The following is a 23,366-nucleotide window of genomic DNA, read 5'->3' on the forward strand; positions in this document are numbered from 1 at the left end:
AGAGAACGCTCGTGACTTTCCTGGCACACCGAGGCGCCAGGTTTCAGGGCCGCTTCGCGCCCCAGCGGGGATAAATCCCCTCGCCACAAAGGATTGTGATCGACAGGTTGGCATGGTTTGCTCGCGATTGGGCGGCCATCACCACCGTGGGCGATGCGCGCCCAGTTCTACCGCCGGCAAGGTCCATTGCAGGGGCGTCCCGGTGATTTTCAAAGGCACCTGCAGGCGGTGGGCTGGCCCCCATGGCGTTTGTTCGACCACCAGGCCCTGATCATTATCGTCCTCGGCGCGCAATGGGGTCGGGTCCCCTGGGCCACGCTCGATCAACAGCTTCGCCGTGCGTGCCAGTGACAGGCGTGCCGAACCGCCCTGGCCGTTCGTCAGGCGGCGGGACAACAACACAACGGCACTGGCCGCCATCAGGTACCCGGTGCCGTGGTCCAGTGCCTGCACCGGCAGCGGTGTCGGTTTGTCGGTGTGTTTCCAACCCATGCCGGCTTCGGCAATGCCGCTGCTCATCTGCACCAGGCTGTCGAAGCCACGGCGGTGCTGCCACGGGCCGTTCCAGCCGTAGGCATTGAGACTTACATCAATCAGCCCCGGGGCGATTTGCTGGCGTTGATCGGCGCCATAGCCCAGGCGTTCGAGAGCGTCGGCGCGATAGCCATGCAGGAGGATGTCGGCGTCCTCGAGCAGCGCCTCGAACACCGCGCGATCATCGGGCCGATGCAAGTCGAGGCGGGCGCAGCGTTTGCCCAGGGTGACTTCCGGGACCACGCCGGGTTCGTTCCAGGTCGGCGGGTCGATGCGCAGCACGTCGGCCCCCAGGCCAGCGAGGAAGCGGCTGGCGACGGGGCCGGCCAGCACGCGGGTCAGGTCCAACACCTTGAGGCCCGCCAGTGGCTGGGTCACGGAGCCGAGCCAGGGCTTGCGCTGTTCTGCAGTCGTTTCACTCAGATGCACCAGCGGTTCGGCATTCACCGCCATGCCTTGGGGGTGGGCCTGCCAGGCCTGCCACGAACGCATCTGGGCGGCGCAACCGCCGGCGTCGACCACGGCCTGTTCCAGCTCGGCCTTGTTCCAACGGGCCACCCTCGCCGCCATGTCGGCGCGGTCGGTGCAGGTGCCGAGGACTTTTTCCGCGGCCAGTCGATGATGCGGTGCGTTGGTGTGCAGGCGAATCCAGCCGTCGGCGCAGGCGTAGTCTCCGGCCACCGGGTCCCACATCGGCGGCACGCTCCAGCCGATGGGGCGCAGGGAAGTGGAGAACCAGAACGACGCCAGGCGCCGGTCGACCTCGACGGGCGGAAGGCGGCCGGTGTGCAGATGGATGAGCGCGGCGGTCGCCTGGCCCGCCACGGCGATGCTGGCGCTGGCCAACTCCGTGACGGCGAAGGCCGAGGGCAAGGCGCCTTCGCCGCTGAAGGTGATTGGGGTCGTGGGCAAGCCGAGTGCGGTTTGCATGGACGTGAGCAGATCTGACATCGAAAGCCCTCCAGTACGAGAGGGCGATCATAGATCAAAAATCCGTTGGGGGCCGCTTTGCGGCCCAGCGGGAGCAAGCGCCCTCGCCACAACTGCCCTGTGCCTGTTCCGGGCGCGACCAGATCCACAGGTTGCTCAGGCCCATGCCCGCGAGCGCCAGATAAACCGGCCAGCCGTGGTCGAGCATCACCAGCATCAGCCCGGCACACAGCAGCATGCTGACGGTGGCAGCCACCTTGGCCCGGCGCGGGATGACCTTGCCGTTGCGCCAGTTGTGCAGCATCGGCCCGAACAACCGATGGCTCTCCAGCCAGGCGCTCAGGCGCGGCGAGCTGCGGGTCGCGGCCCAGGCGGCCAGCAGGATGAACTCGGTGGTCGGCAGGCCGGGCACGACGATGGCGACCAGGCCGATGGCCAGGCTGGTGTAGGCGAGCAGGGCGAAGAGCAGTTGGGTGAGTTTCGAGGGATGGTTCATCGGTACCTTTCAGGCATACACATTTCCATGTGGGAGCGGGCTTGCTCGCGAAGGCGGAGTAACAGGCACAGTTATTTTGACTGACACACTGCTTTCGCGAGCAAGCCCGCTCCCACAGTGGACTAAGCGATCAGGCCAATTCCACCGCATAAGCTTGTTCTAGCAGGACCGTGAACCGGTTGAACGCATCCAGCGCGCCTTTATCCGCTTCGGCTTCCTGCTGTTCGGTAAAGGCCAGGCCGTCGAGGGTGCGGGTGAAGGTTTTCCAGCCTTCGGCGCGCCCGCCGGCAGGCTCCGCCAGGTGCCGGGCGCCGAAGGTTTCGCTCAGCCCCAGGCCCACGGCACGCTTGATCAGGAACGCGGCACCGAGCTTGGAACCTTCGGAGACGAACAGCCAGCCCAGGGCTTCGGCCTGGGTCGGATTGTGTACCGCACCGGCCACCGGCGTGGGGACTTCGGTGTCCAGGTCGGCGAGATCCGCCCTGGCAGCGTCGGCCCGGCAACGGGCCGGCAGGTCGGGAATCAGGGCGGACAGCTCGGCGTCGTTGTACAGCGCCACCAGTTCCGACTGGAACAGGTACTGGGCGACGACGAAACGGGCGAAGCTGGCCGGGGTTTCGAACGGGGCGTGGGCCTTGACCAGGGCGTCGAGCTTGCTGTGAGGCTCGTGGGTGATCTGGTTCAGGCGTTGGGAACGTGAAGCGGGACGCTGGGTATTCATGAAAAGAATCCTTTGAGTGAGCACATTGTGGCGAGGGAGCTTGCTCCCGCTCGGTTGTGTGTAGGAGCTGCCGAAGGCTGCGATCTTTTGATCTTTCGCTTGAGGTTCAAGTGTCCGGGGAAAGATCGCAGCCTCGTTGCACTCGACAGCTCCTACGGCGCAGGCCTGTCAGATATCCCAGATCAGGTTCACCGCGAAGTTACGCCCGGGCGCGGTCAGGCGATCGAGGTTGGCGGGGCTCAGCACGGCCGCTTCGCCGACGCTGTCGTAGCCGCGCACGTCATCCCACAGCCAGTATTTCTTGTCGGTGAGGTTGTAGAGGCCGCCGCTGACGGTCACGTCGTGGGTCACCTTGTAGAAGCCCGTCAGGTCGAGGATGCCGAAGCCTGGCGTCTTGAACTGGCTGCTCACGCCATCGGGCGAGTTGAAGTTGCTGTCGTCGACGCGGTCCTTTTTCTTGACCAGGGTCCAGCTGAGCAAGGTGCCGAACTGCTCCTGGTCGTAGCCCAGGCCGAACACGCCGGTCAGCGGGTTGACGCTGTTGAGCGGCTCGCCCGTGTCGTTGTTGCGACCGTAGGCGTAGGCCACCGAACCTTGGGTGTACAGGCCCTTTGGCGCGCCCAGCACGTCCAGGTCCAGGCGTCCCTTGACTTCGGCACCCTTGATGATGGCGTGCTTGATGTTGTTGCTCTGGAAGGTCAACTGGTCGGCACCGGGGGTGATGGCGTCCTCGTTGATGAAGTCGCGGTACTTGTTGTAGAACACCGCCACGTCGAACGAACCGGAGTCGAAGCGGCCGCGCAGGCCGGTCTCGTAGCCCTGGCTTTTTTCCGCTTCCAGGTCGGCGTTGGGTTCCACGCTATAGCCGGCGCCAGGGTTGTCGAAACGGCCATACAGGGCCTTGGCGGTCGGGGTGCGGAAACCCTCGGCGTACTGCCCGTACCAGGTGTACTGGTCGGTCAGGGCATAGGTCACACCGAATTTTGGCGAGACGCGGTGCCAGGTCTTGTTCTTGTCGCTGACCTCACCACCACTGGTGGGGTCCACGGTGTTGAGGAACTCCTCGGTCAGGTGCGGCTTGAGCTGGGTGTAGTCGTAGCGCAGGCCGGGCGTGAAGGTCCATTTATCCCAACTGATCTGGTCCTGGACGAACAGGGCGTAGCTGTTGATGGTCGGGTCCGGGAAGTCACTGGCTTTTGCCAGCACGTCCCGGGTGCTGATGGCGCCCACCGCAGAGCAACCGACACCCACCGCCAGGCACACGCCATTGCCGCTGCGCGAGCCGGTGACTTTCTGTTGCTTGATCGTGGTGCCGTAGGTCAGCGCGTGATCGGTGCTGGCGATGCTGAAGGCCTTGTCCAGTTGCGCATCGAAGACCCACTGCTTTTCTTCGTAGAGGGTATCCCGTGTGCGCAGGACCTGGCGGGTGATCGGGAAATAGAACTCGGCTGTGCTCTGGTCGGTCTTGGCGACCTGGTGATTCAGGCTCCACTTGACGTGATCGGCCAGCAGGCTGTCGAGGGCGAAGCTGTGCTCCAGGCCGAAACGCTCGCGGGTGATGGTGTCGTTGCCGGTGCGCCACTGGTACATGCCGCCGGGCAGTACAAAATCGGGGATCGCCGGCTGGCCGTTGGCGTAGGGGCCGCCATAGGCGCTTTTCAGGTCGCTGTCGCGGTCGTCCTTGTATTTTTCGTAGACCAGGCCAAGGCGTGCGTCATCGCTGTAGTTCCAGCCGAGCTTGGCCAGCACATTGTTGGCGCGCACGTCTTCCGGGTTGGCCGCGGTGCGGTCCAGGCCGGTGCCGTTGTGGCTGCCGTAGGATTCGGTTTCGTGACCGTCGCGCTGGCTGTAGTGCAGCAGGCCGTCGAATGGGCCGTTGCGGCCGGCGACGGTGGCGGACTTGAGCCAGCTCTCGTCGGCGGAGCTGTAGCCGGTCTTCAGGCGGGCGCCAACGTCCTGGCCGGGCTTGATGATGTCGTCCGGAACGAGGGTGAAGTAGCTGACGGCACCGCCAATGGCATTGCTGCCGTACAGCACCGAGGCCGGACCGCGGAGGATTTCCACACGCTTGATGATTTCCGGGTCGACGTAATTGCGCTGGGTCTTGGCGTAGGGGCCGTTGAAGAAACCGCCGGGTACTTCCACGCCGTCGACCTGGGTCAGGATCCGGTTACCGTCGATGCCGCGAATGTTATAGCCACTGATGCCGCCGCGCTGGCCCGCACCGCCCACCGACACGCCCGGTTCATGGCGCACCAGGTCCTTGAGGGTATTGACGTTGTTGCGGTCCAGTTCCTGGCGGTCGTGGACGGTGACCGTGCTGGGTACGCTGGTGATGTCCTGTTCCTGGCGGGTGGCGCTGATGGTCACCTGTTGCAGCTCCATCGCGCTGCCGCTGTCGCGCCTTTCCAGCACGATGCTGTTGTCGCCCAGTTTGCGGTAGCCCAGGTGGGTCCCCACCAACAGGCGCTCCAGGGCTTTTTCCGGCGGCAGCGAGCCGTTCACCCCAGGCGAGGCGACGCCGTCGGCCAGTTCCGCCGGCATGCCAACTTGCCAGCCGGTGACCGCGGTGAATGCATTCAAGGCCGAGACCAGTGGCTGCCGGGCGATGGCGAAGGTGTAGTCGCCCATGTTGCGGGCAGGGGGTTGTACGGCGGTGGCAGCCAGGGCGAGCGGCGCGGTGCCGGCCATCAGGATGGCGGCGGTGAGCAATGACAGCGTGCAAGAGGGGGCAAGAAACCGGCAAGTAAGGCGAGAGGACATCGATAGCGCTCCGTGTCGCATCTGTTATAGGTGCAGATCGCATCGCTGGATGCGAATCAATTGCATTGGCTATAACGAGACGAACCAGCGGGTGCTATCGAGTAAAAATAATTCTCATTTAGTTCAGGATCACCAGTGCCGGGAATTCCTGAAGCCGTGCCGAGGTGATATGGGCCAGGGAGCGGACCACGTCCAACGGCTGATCGAGGCGGTAATTGCCGGTCACCGCGACATTGGCCAACTGTTCGTTACTGTTGATGATCCAGCCGGGGTAGTAGCGGCGCAGCTCGGCCAGTACCTGGCTCAGCGGCCGGTTCTCGAACACCAGCCGACCCTGGACCCAGGCCAGGTCGGTGTTGGCATCGAGCCGGGACGGCCGGTCGAAGCCGTTGGGGCCGATGCGGATGCTCTCCCCGGCCGACAGCCGCACATGGGTGTCGTTGCGATTGGCCCGCAGATCCACATCGCCACGCTGGACCTGGACCTGGGCCACGCCGTCGAGGTAACGCACGGCGAACGTGGTGTCGCTGACGCTGGCGGTGACCGGACCGGCGTCGATTTCCAGCGGCAGGGTGCGGTTGCCCGGGACCTCGAAGAAGGCCTCGCCCTTGTACAAGCGGGCCACGTACCGTTGTTCGTTGAACGTGCTGGAGAACGCCGAGTCAGTGTTGAGCAGGACCTTGGAGCCGTCTTCCAATTGCAGGCGCTGGCGCTCACCGACCACGGTCAGGTGATCGGCCTGCAAGCGCAGGGGCAGGTCACTGAAGTTGAACAGGCCGAGAAACAACACGGCGGCGGTGGCCAGGGGTTTCCAGTGGGCACGCAGGCGCGACAGCGCGGTGACCTTGGGCGCGGTTTCAAGTCGGCGGGCACTGGCCATCACCTGTGGGCCGTTCCAGATCGCCTGGGCCCGGGCGAACGCCTCGCCATGACGTGGATCGGCGGCCAGCCAGGCCTGGAATTGCCGCGTCTGTTCCTCGCTGGGGCTGTCCAGCAGGATCAGCCAGTCCAGCGCCTGCTCCATGGCATGGGCGGTTTCCGGCGTCGGCGCAGGAGAAGGGGAGTTGTCCGTCACGGTGGGTTCTCGTTTCTCGGTTCAGCGGCAAGTTACAAGCTTCAAGTTTCAAGTCGCAAGCCCAAGCCTGCACACAACTGCAGCTTGAATCTCATAGCTGCAGTTGTCCCACACAGATCGCCATGATCAGTTTCAGTTCCTTTTGCACCGTACTCAAGGACACGCCCAGCCGTTCGGCGATTTCCTGGTAACTGTGGCCATGCAGGCGGCTGAGGATGAAGATCTGCCGTTGTCGCGGGCTCAGGGCCTGCAGGCTGACATTCAGGCGCTCGAGCAGTTGCTGGGCATGGGCGGCGTCCTCGGCGCTGCTCTGGGGGGCGACGACGTTTTGGACGACTTCCAGCGGCACGTCATCCAGCAGGGTCCGGGCCTGGATGCGCCGGGCACGCAAATGGTCCAGCGCCAGGTTGCGGGCGGTCTGGAAAACAAAGGGTTCGAGGTGCTCGACTGTGCGTTCGGCCAATGCACGGGTGACACGCAGGTAGGTTTCCTGAAGCAGGTCTTCGGCGGTACTGGGGTTGCTGACCATGCGCTCGAGGGTGCGCAGCAGCGGCGTGCGCTGGGCGAGGAAGACGTGATGAAAGCGCGATTGACTCACGGTAGGGCCCGATCCGGTTCGAGTTGATGATAATGCTTATCATCTACGTTGCGGGTCAAGCCTTCATTCATTTCACGAATGTGAACCCTTGTGGGAGCGAGCTTACTCGCGATGATGGCGTGTCAGTCGCCATTGATGTTGGCTGGTACACCGCTATCGCGAGCAAGCTCGCTCCCACAGAAAAGCTCGATACTGCCGTGTCAGTTACTCGGCGTTACACAGCGCCAGGCAGTTATCCAGCATGCGGTTGGAGAAGCCCCATTCGTTGTCATACCAGGCCAGTACCTTGAGCAGCTTGCCGCTGGCCTTGGTGTGGTTGGCGTCGAAGATCGACGACAGCGGGTTGTGGTTGAAATCGCTGGAGACCAGCGGCAGGGTGTTGTAGCCGAGGATCTTCGAATGCTGGCTGGCCTGGCGCAGCAGTTCGTTGACTTCCTCGGCCGACGCTTCGCGTTTGAGCTGCACGGTGAGGTCCACCAGCGAGACGTTGATCACCGGTACGCGCACCGCCATGCCGGTCAACTTGCCGGCCAGTTCCGGCAGCACCAGGCCCACCGCTTCGGCGGCGCCGGTCTTGCTCGGGATCATGTTCTGCGTGGCCGAACGGGCGCGGTAGGGGTCGCTGTGGTAGACGTCGGTCAGGTTCTGGTCGTTGGTGTAGGCATGGATGGTGGTCATCAGGCCGCTTTCGATGCCCAGCTCGCGGTGCAGCACCTGGGCCACCGGGGCCAGGCAGTTGGTGGTGCACGAAGCGTTGGAGATGATCTGGTGGGACTGGCGCAGGATGTCGTGGTTCACGCCGTACACGACGGTGGCATCGGCGCCCTTGGCCGGGGCCGAGATGATCACCTTGCGGGCACCGGCGCTGATATGGGCGGCCGCCTTGTTGCGGTCGGTAAACAGGCCGGTGCATTCGAACACCACGTCGATCTTCTCGGCCGCCCAAGGCAGTTCGGCCGGGTTGCGGATGGCGCTGACCGAGATGCGGTCGCCATTGACCGTCAGGCTTTCGTGATCGTGCTGGACGTCGGCGTCGAAGGTGCCATGCACGGTGTCGAACTTGAGCAGATGGGCATTGATTGCACTGTCGCCCAGGTCGTTGATGGCGACGATCTGCAGGTCGCGACGATAGCCTTGGGTATACAGTGCACGGAGGACGTTGCGGCCGATGCGGCCAAAACCATTGATTGCGATTCGAAGAGTCATTAACTGCGCCGCCGTCGATTTGTTGTTGGAATTACAAGATTATTCGCATAAAAATAGAAAACAAGCCTTTTTAGTGGCAATATTTTGTTTTATCTACAACGAGTGACCTGAATCAACTGGTCCGAATGGTCAAAAACCGTCTGTCGCCTCGCCTTCCACACAGCGTGCAGCAGGCTTTTGACCAGCATAGACAATCAGGTCGCCACACCCGTTAGCCTGGAGTTCTACACATGCATCCCCGCGTTCTTGAGGTCACCGAACGGCTTATCGCCCGCAGCCGCGCCACGCGCCAGGCTTACCTTGCATTGATCCGTGGTGCCGCCAGCGACGGTCCGATGCGCGGCAAGCTGCAGTGCGCCAACTTCGCCCACGGCGTGGCCGGTTGCGGCACCGAAGACAAACACCACCTGCGGATGATGAACGCCGCCAACATCGCCATCGTGTCGTCCTATAACGACATGCTCTCGGCCCACCAGCCCTACGAAACCTTCCCGGAGCAGATCAAGAAAGCCCTGCGCGAGATTGGCTCGGTCGGCCAGTTCGCCGGCGGCACGCCCGCCATGTGCGACGGCGTGACCCAGGGCGAGGCGGGGATGGAACTGAGTCTGCCGAGCCGCGAAGTGATCGCGCTTTCCACGGCGGTGGCGCTGTCCCACAACATGTTTGACGGCGCACTGATGCTCGGCATCTGCGACAAGATCGTCCCGGGCCTGATGATGGGCGCGCTGCGCTTCGGTCACTTGCCGACGATCTTCGTGCCAGGCGGGCCGATGGTCTCGGGCATTTCCAACAAGGAAAAAGCCGACGTGCGCCAGCGCTACGCCGAAGGCAAGGCCACCCGCGAAGAGCTGCTGGAATCGGAGATGAAGTCCTACCACAGCCCCGGTACCTGCACCTTCTACGGCACCGCCAACACCAACCAGTTGCTGATGGAAGTGATGGGCCTGCACTTGCCGGGCGCCTCGTTCGTCAACCCGAACACGCCGCTGCGCGATGCCCTGACCCGTGAAGCGGCGTTCCAAGTGACGCGCATGACCAAGCAAAGCGGCAATTTCATGCCCATCGGCGAAATCGTCGACGAGCGCTCGCTGGTCAACTCCATCGTTGCGTTGCACGCCACTGGCGGCTCCACCAACCACACCCTGCACATGCCGGCCATCGCCATGGCGGCGGGTATCCAGTTGACCTGGCAGGACATGGCCGACCTCTCCGAGGTGGTGCCGACCCTGAGCCACGTCTACCCGAACGGCAAGGCCGACATCAACCACTTCCAGGCGGCCGGCGGCATGTCGTTCCTGATCCGTGAGTTGCTGGAAGCCGGCTTGCTGCATGAAAACGTCAACACCGTGCTCGGCCACGGCCTGAGCCGCTACACCCAGGAGCCGTTCCTGGAGGATGGCGAGTTGGTGTGGCGCGACGGCCCGATCGAAAGCCTCGACGAAAACATCCTGCGTCCGGTGGCCCGCGCCTTCTCGCCAGAAGGTGGGTTGCGCGTGATGGAAGGCAACCTGGGCCGTGGGGTGATGAAGGTCTCGGCCGTGGCCCTGGAAAACCAGATTGTCGAAGCCCCGGCCATGGTCTTCCAGGACCAGCAGGACCTGGCGGACGCGTTCAAGGCCGGCCTGTTGGAAAAGGATTTTGTCGCGGTGATGCGCTTCCAGGGGCCGCGCTCCAACGGCATGCCGGAGCTGCACAAGATGACGCCATTCCTGGGTGTGTTGCAGGACCGTGGCTTCAAAGTGGCGCTGGTGACCGACGGGCGCATGTCCGGCGCGTCGGGGAAAATCCCGGCGGCCATTCATGTCAGCCCCGAAGCTTATGTCGGTGGTGCGTTGGCCCGGGTGCAGGAGGGCGATATCATCCGTGTCGATGGCGTCAAAGGCACCTTGGAATTGAAGGTGGACGCCGAGGAATTTGCCGCGCGCACGCCGGCCAAGGGCCTGTTGGGCAACAACATCGGCACCGGCCGCGAGCTGTTCGGTTTCATGCGCATGGCCTTCAGCTCGGCGGAGCAGGGCGCCAGTGCCTTCACATCTGCCCTGGAGACGCTTAATTGAAACTGGCTTTGGTCGGTGACATCGGTGGGACCAACGCACGCTTCGCGCTGTGGAAAGACCACACCCTGGAAAACATCCAGGTGTTGGCAACGGCCGATTACGCCTGCCCGGAAGATGCCATCCAGGTGTACCTGAGCGGCCTGGGCCTGAAACCGGGCGCCATCGGTTCGGTGTGCCTGTCGGTGGCCGGTCCCGTGAGCGGCGATGAGTTTCGCTTTACCAACAATCACTGGCGCCTGAGCAATCTGGCGTTCTGCAAGACCCTGCAGGTGGAGCAGTTGTTGCTGGTCAACGACTTCTCGGCCATGGCCTTGGGCATGACCCGCTTGCGTCCCGATGAGTACCGGGTCGTGTGCGAAGGCACCCCGGAGCCGATGCGTCCGGCGGTGGTGATCGGGCCGGGTACCGGGCTGGGCGTCGGCACGCTGCTGGATCTGGGTGAGGGCCGTTTCGCCGCGTTGCCGGGGGAGGGCGGCCATGTCGACCTGCCCATGAGCAGTCCGCGGGAAACCCAGCTGTGGCAGCACATCTACAACGAGATCGGCCACGTCAGCGCCGAAACCGCCTTGAGCGGCAGCGGTTTGCCTCGGGTGTACCGGGCCATTTGCGCAGTGGACGGCCATGTGCCGGTACTCGACACCCCCGAATCCATCACCGCGGCCGGCCTGGCCGGCGACCCTATCGCCCTGGAAGTGCTCGAGCAGTTCTGCCGCTGGCTGGGACGCGTGGCCGGCAACAACGTGTTGACCCTGGGCGGACGCGGTGGCGTCTACATCGTCGGTGGCGTGGTCCCGCGCTTTGCCGATTTCTTCCTCGAAAGCGGTTTTGCCCGCTGCTTCGCCGACAAGGGTTGCATGAGCGATTACTTCAAGGGCATTCCGGTCTGGCTGGTGACCGCGCCATACTCCGGCCTGATGGGCGCGGGCGTGGCGTTGGAGCAATCTGCACAAGCTTGAAATTCAAAGTACGGACCTTGTGGGAGCGGGCTTGCTCGCGAAGGCGGAGTGTCAGGCGACGGAAATATTGAATGACGCACCGCTTTCGCGAGCAAGCCCGCTCCCACAGAGTTTTTGTGGTGTGTTTGTAGGCCTTGTCCATCAGGCATAATCGCCCTAATCCAAACAACAAGGACGAGGCCCGTGAGTTCAGTAAACAAATCGATTTTGTTGGTCGACGACGACCAGGAGATTCGCGAACTGCTGGACACCTACCTCAGCCGTGCGGGGTTCCAGGTGCGCACCACACCCGACGGCGCCGGGTTTCGCCAGGCGTTTAACGATGCACCGAGCGACCTGGTGATCCTCGATGTGATGCTGCCCGATGAAGACGGTTTCAGCCTTTGCCGCTGGGTTCGCCAGCACCCACGCCAGGCTCATGTGCCGATCATCATGCTGACCGCCAGTTCCGACGAGGCCGACCGGGTCATCGGTCTTGAGCTGGGCGCCGATGATTACCTGGGCAAGCCTTTCAGCCCGCGTGAATTGCAAGCGCGCATCAAGGCGCTGCTGCGCCGGGCGCAATTCGGCCAGGAACGCTCCGGCGGTGAAGTGCTGGCCTTCGATGAATGGCGGCTGGACATGGTCAGCCATCGGCTGTTCCACACCGACGGTGAAGAAGTGATTCTCTCCGGCGCCGACTTCGCCCTGCTCAAGCTGTTTCTCGATCATCCCCAGGAAATCCTCGACCGCGACACCATCGGCAATGCGACCCGTGGTCGCGAGCTGATGCCCCTGGACCGGATCGTCGACATGGCGGTCAGTCGCCTGCGCCAGCGCCTGCGTGACACCGACAAACCACCGCGGCTGATTCGCACGGTGCGTGGCAGCGGTTATCAACTGGCGGCCAGTGTGGTTGCCAGCAATGGGCATTGACTGGATCAGGAAAATCGCTCGGCGGGTACCGGTACCGCGCTCGTTGCTGGGCCGGATGCTGCTGCTGACCTTGCTGGTGGTGTTGTTCGCCCAGACCCTGTCCAGCCTGATCTGGGTCTCGCAACTGCGCGCCACCCAGCTCGAAGGCCTGGTCACCAGCGCCCGTAGCCTGGCCCATTCGATGACCGCCAGCGTCAGCTATTTGCGTTCGCTGCCGGTGGCTTACCGGCCGCTGGTGCTGGATCAGTTGCGCAGCATGGGCGGTACGCGGTTCGTCGTTACCCTCAACGACAAGCCCCTGGGCATGGACGTGCTGCCGGTCACGCCGCGCAAGCTGGCGGTGCTCAAAGCGGTGGACGATGTGCTGCGCCGATCCCTGGGCAATAACGCCGACATCTCGGTCAACTTTGTCAGCCCGGACGATCTGCGGATTTTCAACGCCGGGCTGAAACTCGATGAGTTGCCCCGCTCGTGGGCCCACTACGCCTTGACGCTTGAACCGGTGAATCCGCCGGTACTGGTCACGCAGATCCAGATGGCGCCGGGGGAGTGGCTGTACATCGCCTCGTTGCTGCCCGAACCCTACACCAGCCTCGAAGAACAAGACCTGCCCAAGCAACAGGTCGGTTTCATCGTGCTCACCAGCAGCCTGTTGTTGCTGTTCATCGGTTTGCTGGTGCACTGGCAGAGCCGGCCCCTCAAGCGTCTGGCCCGGGCCGCGCGCGACATGTCCCTGGGCGCCGAAGTGGAACCGGTGGCCGAGGGCGGTGGCAGCGAAGTGGTGGAAGTGGGGCGAGCGTTCAATGCCATGCGCGAACGCATCAGCCGTTACCTGACGGAGCGCAGCCAGTTGTTCAGCGCGATTTCCCACGACTTGCGCACACCGATCACTCGATTGCGGCTGCGGGTCGAGCTGCTGGAGGACGAAAACCTGCAAGCCAAGTTCGGCCGTGACCTGGATGAGTTGGAGCTACTGGTCAAGGGCGCGCTGCAATGCGTCAAGGACACCGACATCCACGAAAACATCGAGCCGGTGGACCTCAACCATGTGCTCGATTGCCTGGTGGAGCCTTACCTGGCACCTAACGGCAACGGCCGGGTGACCCAGGATGGCCGGGCGTTGGCGCCGTATCCCGGCAAGCCGCTGGCCCTCAAGCGCTGCATCGGCAACTTGATCGACAATGCCTTGAAATACGGACAGAACGCCCACCTGCACATCGATGACGATGAAACCGCGTTCATCCTGCACGTCGACGACGAAGGGCCGGGTGTGCCGGAACAGCGCCTGGAGCAAGTCTTCGAACCGCACTTCCGCCTTGCCGGGCAACAGCAGGGCTATGGCCTGGGCCTGGGCATCGCCCGCAACATTGCCCACAGCCATGGCGGCGAAGTGAGCCTGCAAAACCTGCGTGAGGGTGGGTTGCGGGTGACCTTACAGTTGCCTCGCAGTGTGGATTGATCGGACCGCGTTATCGTTCATCGCGAGCAAGCTCGCTCCCACACTGGATCTTCGGCGTTCACAAAACCCCTGTGGGAGCGAGCTTGCTCGCGATGGCGCCAGTCGTCTCAATCCATCTCTCTCATTCAAATGTCACAAGTCGGTGACATAACTCGCCCCTTTCGTTACCTGCCGCCGACCCTCCCTTGTTTAGACTCCCTGCGTCAAAACAACAAAAAAGGTACCCCGATGGACACCTTCCAACCGGCCTTCAGCAGTTGGCTGAACGCCCCTGCCCACCAGCAATGGCTTGCCGATGAAGGCTTGCGGCTGCTGGCGTTCGCCAAGGCCTCGAAGCTGCCGGACGGCTTTGGCAACCTGGATGAGCTTGGCCGCCTGCCGGCCGATGCCCGGGCGGAAACCATGAACACCGCGCGCATGACCCACAGCTTCGCCATGGCTCACATCCAGGGCCTGCCGGGTTTTGCCGAGTTGGTGGACCACGGCATCCAGGCCCTCAGCGGCCCCTTGCGCGACGCCGAGCACGGTGGCTGGTTCGCCACGACGCGGCCTGATCAAGACGGTGCTGGCAAGGCTGCCTACCTGCATGCATTCGTTGCCCTGGCGGCCAGTTCCGCGGTGGTGGCCCAGCGTCCTGGCGCTGCGGCGTTGCTGGACGAAGCGGTGCGGATCATCGATGAGCATTTCTGGTGTGAAGAGGAGGGCGCCTTGCGCGAATCCTTCAACCGCGACTGGAGCGAGGAAGAGGCCTATCGCGGCGCCAACAGCAACATGCACGCCACCGAAGCCTTCCTGGCCCTGGCCGACGCCACTGACGATCCTCGTTGGCTGGCCCGTGCCCTGCGTATCGTCGAACGGGTGATCCACGGCCATGCCGCTGCCAACGACTACTTGGTGGTGGAGCATTTCGACCGCCACTGGCAGCCGCTGCGCGAATACAACCAAGACAATCCTGCCGATGGTTTCCGCCCTTATGGCACCACTCCCGGCCACGGTTTCGAGTGGGCGCGGCTGCTGCTGCACCTTGAAGCCGCACGGGTCCAGATCGGTATGCTGACCCCGGGGTGGCTGGCCCAGGACGCGCAAAAACTCTTCGACCAGAACTGCCGCCATGGCTGGGACGTCGATGGCGCGCCGGGCATTGTCTACACCCTGGACTGGGACAACCGCGCCGTGGTTCGTCACCGCCTGCATTGGGTTCACGCCGAAGCGGCAGCCGCTGCCAGCGCCTTGCTCAAGCGCACCGACGAGGCGAAATACGAAGCCTGGTACCGCTGCTTCTGGGAATTCTGTGACAAACATTTCATCGATCGCTGCAACGGCAGCTGGCATCACGAGCTCGATCCGCAAAACCGTCCCAGCGCCGATATCTGGCCGGGAAAGCCGGACCTGTATCACGCCTGGCAGGCCGTCTTGATCCCGCGCCTGCCCCTGGCACCGAGCATGGCGTCAGCCCTGGCGCGGTTATCCAGCCCAGCGCCTGTGTAACCATGTCGTGACATTTGCACGTCCCTTCGTTACCTGCGAAGGGATTCCCTCTGATTAGAATCCATGCAGCGCAAGCACCAGACTTGCATGCATAACAACAAGAAAGGTAATTCTAGATGAATGCGATTTCTCGCCTCGCTACTGTCATTTCTCTTGCTTCCCTGCTTCCCGTCGCAGCCTTCCCTGTCACTACCCTTGCCGCCGAATCCAAAGGTTCCGTGGAAGTCGTCCACTGGTGGACCTCGGGTGGTGAAAAAGCCGCGGTCGATGTGCTCAAGGCCCAGGTAGAAAAAGACGGCTTTACCTGGAAGGACGGCGCTGTCGCCGGTGGTGGCGGTTCCACTGCCATGACCGTGCTCAAGAGCCGTGCCGTGGCCGGCAACCCACCGGGTGTCGCCCAGATCAAGGGCCCGGACATCCAGGAGTGGGCGTCCACCGGGCTGCTCGACACCGACATCCTCAAGGACGTCGCCAAGGCCGAGAAGTGGGACAGCCTGCTCGACAAGAAAGTCTCCGATACCGTGAAGTACGACGGTGACTACGTCGCCGTGCCGGTGAACATCCACCGCGTCAACTGGCTGTGGATCAACCCGGAAGTCTTCAAGAAAGCCGGCATCACCAAGAACCCGACCACCCTCGAAGAGTTCTACGCGGCGGGCGACAAGCTCAAGGCCGCGGGCTTCATTCCGCTCGCCCACGGTGGCCAGCCGTGGCAGGACAGCACCGTGTTCGAAGCCGTGGTGCTCTCGGTGATGGGTGCCGATGGCTACAAGAAGGCCCTGGTCGACCTGGACAACAAGGCCCTGACCGGCCCGGAAATGGTCAAGGCCCTGACCGAACTGAAGAAAGTCGCGACCTACATGGACGCCGACGGCAAGGGCCAGGACTGGAACCTGGAAGCGGCCAAGGTCATCAACGGCAAGGCCGGCATGCAGATCATGGGTGACTGGGCCAAGAGCGAGTGGACCGCGGCGAAGAAAGTCGCCGGCAAGGACTACGAGTGCGTGGCCTTCCCGGGCACCGACAAGGCCTTCACCTACAACATCGACTCCCTGGCGGTGTTCAAGCAGAAGGACGCGGGCACCGCGGCCGGCCAGCAGGATATCGCCAAGGTCGTGCTGGGTGAGAATTTCCAGAAAGTCTTCAGCATCAACAAAGGCTCGATCCCGGTGCGCAACGACATGCTGGGCGACATGGCCAAGTACGGTTTCGATTCCTGCGCCCAGACCGCGGCCAAGGACTTCCTGACGGACGCCAAGTCCGGCGGCCTGCAACCGAGCATGGCGCACAACATGGCGACCACGCTGGCGGTACAGGGTGCGTTCTTCGATGTGGTGACCAACTACATCAACGACCCGAAAGCCGACCCGGCCGATGCTGCCAAGAAACTGGGCGCTGCGGTGCAGTCGGCCAAGTAGAGCAGCCGCGAGCTACAAGCGACAAGCTACAAGTGGGTGCGCTCAGCTTGCAGCTTGTCACTTGTAGCTGCTCTTAGTCCTTATTCTCTGTTTTGGATCTTCCCATGAGTTCTGTCGCTGTGTTCAGCAAGGCCTCGCCGTTCGATGCATTACAGCGTTGGCTCCCGAAACTGGTGCTGGCGCCGAGCATGTTCATCGTTCTGGTGGGCTTCTATGGCTATATCTTGTGGACGTTCGTCCTGTCGTTCACCACCTCGACGTTCTTGCCGAACTACAAATGGGCCGGCCTGGCGCAATACGCGCGGCTGATGGACAACGACCGCTGGTGGGTGGCGAGCAAGAACCTGGTGCTCTTTGGTGGCATGTTCATCGGCATCACCTTGGTGATTGGCGTGCTGCTGGCGGTGTTTCTCGACCAGCGCATTCGTCGCGAAGGTTTCATCCGCACCATTTACCTGTACCCGATGGCGCTCTCGATGATCGTCACCGGTACGGCCTGGAAATGGCTGCTCAACCCGGGCATGGGCCTGGACAAATTGTTGCGTGACTGGGGTTGGGAAGGCTTCCGCCTGGACTGGCTGATCGACCCGGACCGCGTGGTGTACTGCCTGGTGATCGCGGCGGTATGGCAGGCCTCGGGCTTCATCATGGCGATGTTCCTGGCCGGCCTGCGGGGTGTCGATCAATCGATCATCCGTGCCGCGCAGATCGATGGCGCGAGCATGCCGCGCATCTACTGGAAAGTGGTGCTGCCGAGCCTGCGCCCGGTGTTCTTCAGCGCCGTGATGATCCTGGCGCACATCGCGATCAAGAGCTTCGACCTGGTGGCGGCGATGACGGCCGGTGGCCCGGGTTATTCCTCCGACCTGCCAGCGATGTTCATGTATTCCTTCACCTTCAGTCGCGGCCAGATGGGCATGGGCTCGGCCAGCGCAATCCTGATGCTCGGTGCGATCCTCGCAATCATCGTGCCTTACCTGTACTCCGAGCTGAGGACCAAGCGTCATGACTAGTCTCGCTGCCAAACCTTCCATCAGCCTGAGTCGCATCGCGATCTACGCGGTGCTGATCCTCGCCGTATTGCTTTACCTGGTGCCATTGGTGGTCATGTTGCTGACCAGCTTCAAGACGCCGGAAGACATCAGCACCGGCAACCTGCTGAGCTGGCCGACCGTGGTCAGCGGCATCGGCTGGGTCAAGGCCTGGGCCACGGTGGACGGCTACTTCTGGAACTCGATCAAGATCACCGTCCCGGCGGTGCTGATCTCTACCGCCATCGGTGCCTTGAACGGCTACGTGTTGTCGATGTGGCGTTTTCGCGGTTCGCAGTTGTTCTTCGGCCTGTTGCTGTTCGGGTGCTTCCTGCCGTTCCAGACTGTGCTGCTGCCGGCCTCGTTCACCCTCGGCAAGATGGGCCTGGCCAGCACCACCACCGGCCTGGTGTTCGTGCACGTGGTCTATGGGCTGGCATTCACCACGCTGTTCTTCCGTAACTACTACGTCAGCATTCCCGATGCGCTGGTGAAGGCTGCGCGGCTGGACGGTGCGGGTTTCTTCACCATCTTTCGGCGGATCATCCTGCCAATGTCCACCCCGATCATCATGGTCTGCCTGATCTGGCAGTTCACGCAGATCTGGAACGACTTCCTGTTCGGCGTGGTGTTCTCCAGCGGTGATTCGCAGCCCATCACAGTGGCGCTGAACAACTTGGTCAATACCAGTACCGGGGCCAAGGAATACAACGTGGACATGGCGGCGGCGATGATCGCCGGGCTGCCGACCCTGCTGGTCTATGTGGTCGCAGGCAAGTATTTCGTGCGCGGCCTGACGGCCGGCGCAGTCAAGGGGTAATCATGGCAACGCTTGAACTTCGCAACGTAAACAAGACCTATGGTGCCGGCCTGCCGGACACCCTGAAGAACATCGAGTTGTCGATCAAGGACGGTGAGTTCCTGATCCTCGTCGGACCTTCGGGCTGCGGCAAGTCGACGCTGATGAACTGCATCGCCGGCCTGGAGACCATTACCGGCGGCGCGATCATGATCGGTGACCAGGATGTCAGCGGCATGAGCCCGAAGGATCGCGACATCGCCATGGTGTTCCAGTCCTACGCGCTGTACCCGACCATGAGCGTGCGCGAGAACATCGAGTTCGGCCTGAAAATCCGCAAGATGAACCAGTCGGCCATCGACGAAGAAGTCAATCGCGTGGCCAAGCTGCTGCAAATCGAGCACCTGCTCAATCGCAAGCCCGGCCAGCTTTCCGGCGGCCAGCAACAGCGCGTGGCCATGGGCCGGGCGCTGGCGCGGCGGCCGAAGATCTACCTGTTCGACGAACCGCTGTCCAACCTCGACGCCAAGCTGCGGGTCGAGATGCGTACCGAAATGAAACTGATGCACCAGCGCCTGAAGACCACCACGGTCTACGTGACCCACGACCAGATCGAGGCCATGACCCTGGGCGACAAAGTGGCGGTGATGAAGGACGGGATCATCCAGCAGTTCGGTACCCCGAAAGACATCTACACCAACCCGGCCAACCTGTTCGTGGCGAGCTTCATCGGTTCGCCGCCGATGAACTTCATCCCGCTGCGCCTGCAACGCAAGGACGGCCGCCTGCTGGCGCTGCTCGACAGCGGCCAGGCCCGTTGCGAGTTGCCGATGGGCATGCAGGACGCCGGCCTGGAAGACCGCGAAGTGATCCTGGGCCTGCGCCCGGAACAGATCGCGCTGGCGGGCAGCGAGGCCAATGGCTTGCCGACCATTCGCGCCGAAGTGCAGGTCACCGAGCCTACCGGGCCGGACACCCTGGTGTTCGTCAGCCTCAACGACACCAAGGTTTGCTGCCGCCTGGCACCCGACGTGGCGCCGCAAGTCGGGGAGACCCTGACGCTGCAATTCGATCCCTCGAAAGTGCTGCTGTTCGATGCCCAGTCCGGCGAACGCCTGGGCGTGGCCGGCCAGCCGCAAGCTGACGTACGCAGCGCCAACGTGGCGCAGTTCAAAGGCCGATGAAGAACAAACGTGGGAGCCAGCGTGCGCCCACCAAGAAGGAGTATGCGGTGAGTGGGGACCACCCGCCGCAATCGTTGTAAACCGCGTTAGATAAAAACAGTTAATAACAATAAAGACGAGGATGTAGGGATGAAGAAGAAAAACAACGCCCAGCTAATCTGCCAGTTGTCAGCCGTTGCGGCGATGATGCTGGCCGGTAGCGCACACGCGGACGAGGCGTTCAGCGCCGACTCGAAGTGGATGACGGGTGACTGGGGTGGTAAGCGTACCGAGCTGATCGAGCAGGGTATCGACATCAAGGCCGACTACGTCGGTGAAGTCGGTGGCAACCTGCACGGCGGCTACAACAACGACAAGACCGCGCGTTACTCCGACCAGTTTGGCCTGGGCGTGGCGCTGGACCTGCAAAAGCTGTGGGGTTGGGATAACACCCAGGCCAAGATCCAGCTGACCAATCGTAATGGCGAGAACATCTCCAACGACCGTGTCGGCGATCCGCGTGCCGGGACCTTGAGTTCCTCCCAGGAAGTCTACGGCCGTGGTCACATGGTCCGTCTGACCCAGTTGTGGATCAAGCACCAGTTCCTCGACGGCAAGCTGGACGTCAAGGCCGGTTACTTCGGCGAAGGCGAAGACTTCAACACCTTCCCTTGCGAATTCCAGAACCTGGCCTTCTGCGGTTCCCAGGTCGGTAACTGGGCCACCAATATCTGGTACAACTGGCCCGTCAGCCAGGCCGCGATCCGCGTGAAATACAACCTCACGCCTGAGTTCTATGCGCAGATCGGCGCGTACAACCAGAACCCTTCGCAACTGGAGCACGGTAACGGCTTCAAGCTCAGCGGCAGCGGTACCAAGGGCACCGTGATCCCGGTCGAATTGGTCTGGTCGCCGAAGGTCAACAGCCTGCCGGGTGAGTACCGTGTGGGTTACTACAAGAGCACGGCCAATGCCGATGACGTCCGTGAAGACGACAACGGCGACGATGCCGCAACCACCGGTAACGCCTATCGCAGCCACGATAGCAAGCATGGCTACTGGTTCGTGGCACAGCAACAACTCACCACTCACAACGGTGACGCGTCCCGCGGCTTGAACATCGCCGCCAACGCGACCTTCCACGACAAGGACACCAACGTCGTCGACAACTATCAGTCGCTGATGTTCGTGTACAAGGGGCCATTCGATGCGCGTCCAAAAGATGACATCGGCATCGGTTTCTCCCGCATCCATGTCAACGAAGACGTGAAGAAAAACGCCGAGCTGACCAACGATGCCAATGGTGTCAGCGACTATAACGATCCGCTGTTCGCACCGCTGCGTAGCACTGAGTACAACTACGAACTCAACTACGGTGTCCACGTGACCAACTGGCTGACCGTGCGTCCGAACCTGCAGTACATCACTCACCCAGGTGGTGTTGATGAAGTCGACAACGCGCTGGTGGCCGGCCTGAAAATTCAGTCGGTGTTCTAACGCTGTTGCGATAAGCTCCTCTCTATGTGCGCATATTTGCGGACGGCCAAGGCTGTCCGCTTTTTTTTGGGAAGTGCTTGGCTGGAGCAGAACCCTGTGGCGAGGGGATTTATCCCCGCTGGACTGCGAAGCAGTCCCCAACCAGTAACCTGATGCACTGAGTTGCCAGTTTCAGGGCCGCTGCGCGCCCCAGCGGGGATAAATCCCCTCGCCACAAAAGTGTGCATCATCCAGTTGAGTATTCAATGATCTCCAGGACCGCGGCCCATGCATGAGCATCCGCTACAACGCTTTTTCAGATCCTTGCGCGAACGCCCGGTGTTCGCGTGGGAGCGCTATCGGCAACGCGATGTGTTGGTGATCGATCATCCGTTGTGCCAGGCGGTGTTCAGTCGCCAGGGCGCACAGTTGCTGCATTTTCAGCCGCGAGGCCAGAAGCCCTGGTTGTGGTGCGCGGCCAAATGGCCAAACGTCGGTGCGATACGCGGTGGGGTGCCGGTGTGCTGGCCGTGGTATGGCCGCCATCCCAGCGAAAACGCCTGGCCGTCCCACGGTTGGGCGCGGTTGATCGATTGGAAGTTGCTCGACAGCCACAGTGATGAAGAGGGTGTGCATCTGCACTGGCAGCTGCAGTTGTGCGACTGGCAAGTAGACCTGCATGCCGACCTGGGCGAGCGCATGGAACTGCGCTTGAGCACCGAGCACCAGGACAGCCTGCCGTGCCAGTTGAGCCAGGCCCTGCATGCCTATTGGCGTATTGGCGATGTCGGTGAGGTAGCGCTGTCTGGGCTCGAAGGTGCCCAGGGTTACGACCAGTTGAGCCGTGCGGCTTGCCAGCAGGAAGGTGAGTTGCGGGTCGAGGGCGGCTGCCAGCGAGTGTTCCAGCATGAGGGTGAATTGCAGCTCAAGGATCACGCCTGGCAGCGCGAATTGCGCATCGACACCGGCGACAGTGCCGACACCGTGGTCTGGCATCCGGGAGCGCGGCCGTTGCTGGGGGTGAGTTGGGACGAGGTCAGTGAATTTGTCTGCGTCGAGGCGGCCAGTGGCGGCACCGACAGCCTGTGCCTTGCGCCGGGGGAGCGGGCGCACCTGAGTTTGCAGGCGTGGGTGGGGGCTTAACGCTGGATGATCGTTCCCACGCTCCGCGTGGGAATGCAGCCCGTGACGCTCCGCGTCACTGGACGCAGAGCGTCCCTTGAGGCATTCCCACGCTCCGCGTGGGAATGATCAGGCAGCGAGGCTTCTGGATCGGTTCAGTTGAACTCATCCCCCACCGGATACCGGCTGGCATTCAGGCTTTCCTTGATCTTGCGCAGATGCGGCTGGAAGTCCACGCCCCGACGCAGGGTCATGCCGGTGGCGAGCACGTCCAGTACGGTGAGTTGGATGATCCGCGAGGTCATCGGCATATAGATATCAGTGTCTTCGGGCAGGGGGATGTTCAGGCTCAGGGTACTGGCCTTGGCCAGCGGCGAGCCTTCGGCGGTCAGGCCCAATACCGAGGCGCCGTTTTCCCGGGCGATGCGCGCCACTTCCACCAGCTCGCGGGTGCGGCCGGTGTAGGAAATGATCACGAACAGCTCGCCGGTATGGGCCACCGACGCAATCATGCGCTGCATCAGGACGTCGGCGTGAGCGGTCACTGCCAGATTGAAGCGGAAAAACTTGTGCTGGGCATCCAGGGCCACCGGGGCGGAGGCGCCGAGGCCGAAGAAGTGGATCTGCCGGGCCTGGATCAGCAGGTCCACGGCGCGACTGATCAAATTGGGATCAAGGGCCTGGCAGGCGCTGTCCAATGAGGCAATGGCACTGCCAAAGATCTTGCGGGTATAGGCTTCCGGGTTGTCATCGGCTTCTACCGCGCGGCTGACATAAGCCGCGCCGCTGGCCAGGCTCTGGGCCAATTGCAATTTGAGTTCCGGGTAACCGCTGACGCCGAACGAGCGGCAGAAACGGTTGACGGTCGGTTCGCTGACCGAAGCTGCCTGGGCGAGGGCGGCGATGCTGAAGCGGGTCGCCTGCTGCGGGTTGAGCAGGATGATCTCGGCCACCTTGCGTTCGGCCTTGTTCAGGTCTTCAAGGCGACTCTGGATCTGTTCCAGTAAGTTTCGCACGCGGTCCATACAAGATTCCTAGGAAGACGGGTCTTTGATACGACCCTTTGCGGTGGCCTATCCTACTGATGGCTCCGGCGGACCACCACTCGGAATCGGTATTTTCGAAAAATGTTGTGGTTATTACTACATTTTTCCTTGAG

At 62.5% G+C, this 23,366-nt stretch carries 19 protein-coding genes; 11 read left to right on the forward strand and 8 right to left on the reverse strand.

Annotated elements, in window-relative coordinates; genetic code table 11:
* Positions 1-138: 138 nt before the first annotated feature.
* From BLP82_RS05920 to gap, 7 genes are all read right to left on the reverse strand, one after another.
* On the reverse strand, positions 139-1,485 hold the full coding sequence (locus BLP82_RS05920) for a CoA transferase (RefSeq protein ID WP_092166009.1): 1,347 nt from the start codon (positions 1,483-1,485) through the stop codon (positions 139-141).
* A 34-nt stretch (positions 1,486-1,519) separates the two neighbouring features.
* Positions 1,520-1,960: a YbaN family protein gene (locus tag BLP82_RS05925; protein WP_092166011.1), complete on the reverse strand. Its 441-nt coding sequence runs from the start codon at positions 1,958-1,960 to the stop codon at positions 1,520-1,522.
* A 130-nt stretch (positions 1,961-2,090) separates the two neighbouring features.
* Complete coding sequence (locus BLP82_RS05930) at positions 2,091-2,681, reverse strand: biliverdin-producing heme oxygenase (RefSeq protein WP_092166013.1); 591 nt, start codon at positions 2,679-2,681, stop codon at positions 2,091-2,093.
* Positions 2,682-2,849: 168 nt separating this feature from the next.
* Positions 2,850-5,444: a TonB-dependent receptor gene (locus BLP82_RS05935; protein WP_092166015.1), complete on the reverse strand. Its 2,595-nt coding sequence runs from the start codon at positions 5,442-5,444 to the stop codon at positions 2,850-2,852.
* A 118-nt stretch (positions 5,445-5,562) separates the two neighbouring features.
* Positions 5,563-6,468, reverse strand: a complete 906-nt coding sequence (locus BLP82_RS05940; RefSeq protein WP_092166017.1) for a FecR family protein — start codon at positions 6,466-6,468, stop codon at positions 5,563-5,565.
* Between the two features lie 142 nt (positions 6,469-6,610).
* Positions 6,611-7,117 carry an RNA polymerase sigma factor gene (locus BLP82_RS05945; RefSeq protein WP_092166018.1) on the reverse strand — a complete coding sequence of 169 codons (507 nt, stop codon included), beginning with the start codon at positions 7,115-7,117 and terminating at the stop codon, positions 6,611-6,613.
* A gap of 204 nt (positions 7,118-7,321) precedes the next feature.
* Complete coding sequence (gene gap / locus BLP82_RS05950) at positions 7,322-8,323, reverse strand: type I glyceraldehyde-3-phosphate dehydrogenase (protein ID WP_072409674.1); 1,002 nt, start codon at positions 8,321-8,323, stop codon at positions 7,322-7,324.
* Between the two features lie 230 nt (positions 8,324-8,553).
* On the opposite strand from gap, the gene edd reads away from it, so the two are divergent.
* The 11 genes from edd to BLP82_RS06005 all read left to right on the forward strand — a co-directional run bounded on the left by edd (position 8,554) and on the right by BLP82_RS06005 (position 22,228).
* Positions 8,554-10,380: a phosphogluconate dehydratase gene (edd, locus tag BLP82_RS05955; RefSeq protein ID WP_092166020.1), complete on the forward strand. Its 1,827-nt coding sequence runs from the start codon at positions 8,554-8,556 to the stop codon at positions 10,378-10,380.
* Complete coding sequence (locus tag BLP82_RS05960; RefSeq protein ID WP_092166022.1) at positions 10,377-11,336, forward strand: glucokinase; 960 nt, start codon at positions 10,377-10,379, stop codon at positions 11,334-11,336. The genes edd and BLP82_RS05960 overlap by 4 nt, the downstream gene beginning before the upstream one ends.
* A gap of 183 nt (positions 11,337-11,519) precedes the next feature.
* Positions 11,520-12,251 (forward strand): response regulator, encoded by a 732-nt coding sequence (locus BLP82_RS05965; protein WP_060738873.1) that lies wholly within the window; start codon positions 11,520-11,522, stop codon positions 12,249-12,251.
* Positions 12,241-13,710, forward strand: a complete 1,470-nt coding sequence (locus BLP82_RS05970) for an ATP-binding protein (RefSeq protein WP_092166024.1) — start codon at positions 12,241-12,243, stop codon at positions 13,708-13,710. The genes BLP82_RS05965 and BLP82_RS05970 overlap by 11 nt, the downstream gene beginning before the upstream one ends.
* A gap of 228 nt (positions 13,711-13,938) precedes the next feature.
* Positions 13,939-15,198, forward strand: a complete 1,260-nt coding sequence (locus BLP82_RS05975; RefSeq protein ID WP_092166025.1) for a D-mannose isomerase — start codon at positions 13,939-13,941, stop codon at positions 15,196-15,198.
* A gap of 116 nt (positions 15,199-15,314) precedes the next feature.
* On the forward strand, positions 15,315-16,616 hold the full coding sequence (locus tag BLP82_RS05980; protein ID WP_060738870.1) for an ABC transporter substrate-binding protein: 1,302 nt from the start codon (positions 15,315-15,317) through the stop codon (positions 16,614-16,616).
* Between the two features lie 104 nt (positions 16,617-16,720).
* A complete protein-coding gene (locus BLP82_RS05985) occupies positions 16,721-17,629 on the forward strand; it encodes a carbohydrate ABC transporter permease (RefSeq protein WP_060738869.1) in 909 nt (302 codons plus the stop codon).
* Complete coding sequence (locus BLP82_RS05990; RefSeq protein ID WP_003198539.1) at positions 17,622-18,467, forward strand: carbohydrate ABC transporter permease; 846 nt, start codon at positions 17,622-17,624, stop codon at positions 18,465-18,467. Before BLP82_RS05985 ends, BLP82_RS05990 begins: the two co-directional genes overlap by 8 nt.
* A gap of 2 nt (positions 18,468-18,469) precedes the next feature.
* Entirely contained in the window at positions 18,470-19,630 is a 1,161-nt protein-coding gene (locus BLP82_RS05995; protein WP_092166026.1) for an ABC transporter ATP-binding protein, read from the forward strand.
* Positions 19,631-19,759: 129 nt separating this feature from the next.
* Positions 19,760-21,106 carry a carbohydrate porin gene (locus tag BLP82_RS06000; RefSeq protein WP_092166027.1) on the forward strand — a complete coding sequence of 449 codons (1,347 nt, stop codon included), beginning with the start codon at positions 19,760-19,762 and terminating at the stop codon, positions 21,104-21,106.
* Between the two features lie 267 nt (positions 21,107-21,373).
* Positions 21,374-22,228, forward strand: coding sequence for a D-hexose-6-phosphate mutarotase (locus BLP82_RS06005; RefSeq protein ID WP_092166028.1), 855 nt, complete (start codon positions 21,374-21,376; stop codon positions 22,226-22,228).
* A 134-nt stretch (positions 22,229-22,362) separates the two neighbouring features.
* Here the strand turns inward: BLP82_RS06005 and BLP82_RS06010 are convergent, their stop codons facing one another.
* Complete coding sequence (locus tag BLP82_RS06010) at positions 22,363-23,223, reverse strand: MurR/RpiR family transcriptional regulator (protein ID WP_170842276.1); 861 nt, start codon at positions 23,221-23,223, stop codon at positions 22,363-22,365.
* Positions 23,224-23,366: the final 143 nt, after the last annotated feature.

This window comes from Pseudomonas sp. NFACC37-1, assembly GCF_900101575.1.
Classification (GTDB): Bacteria; Pseudomonadota; Gammaproteobacteria; order Pseudomonadales; family Pseudomonadaceae; genus Aquipseudomonas; species Aquipseudomonas fluorescens_AA.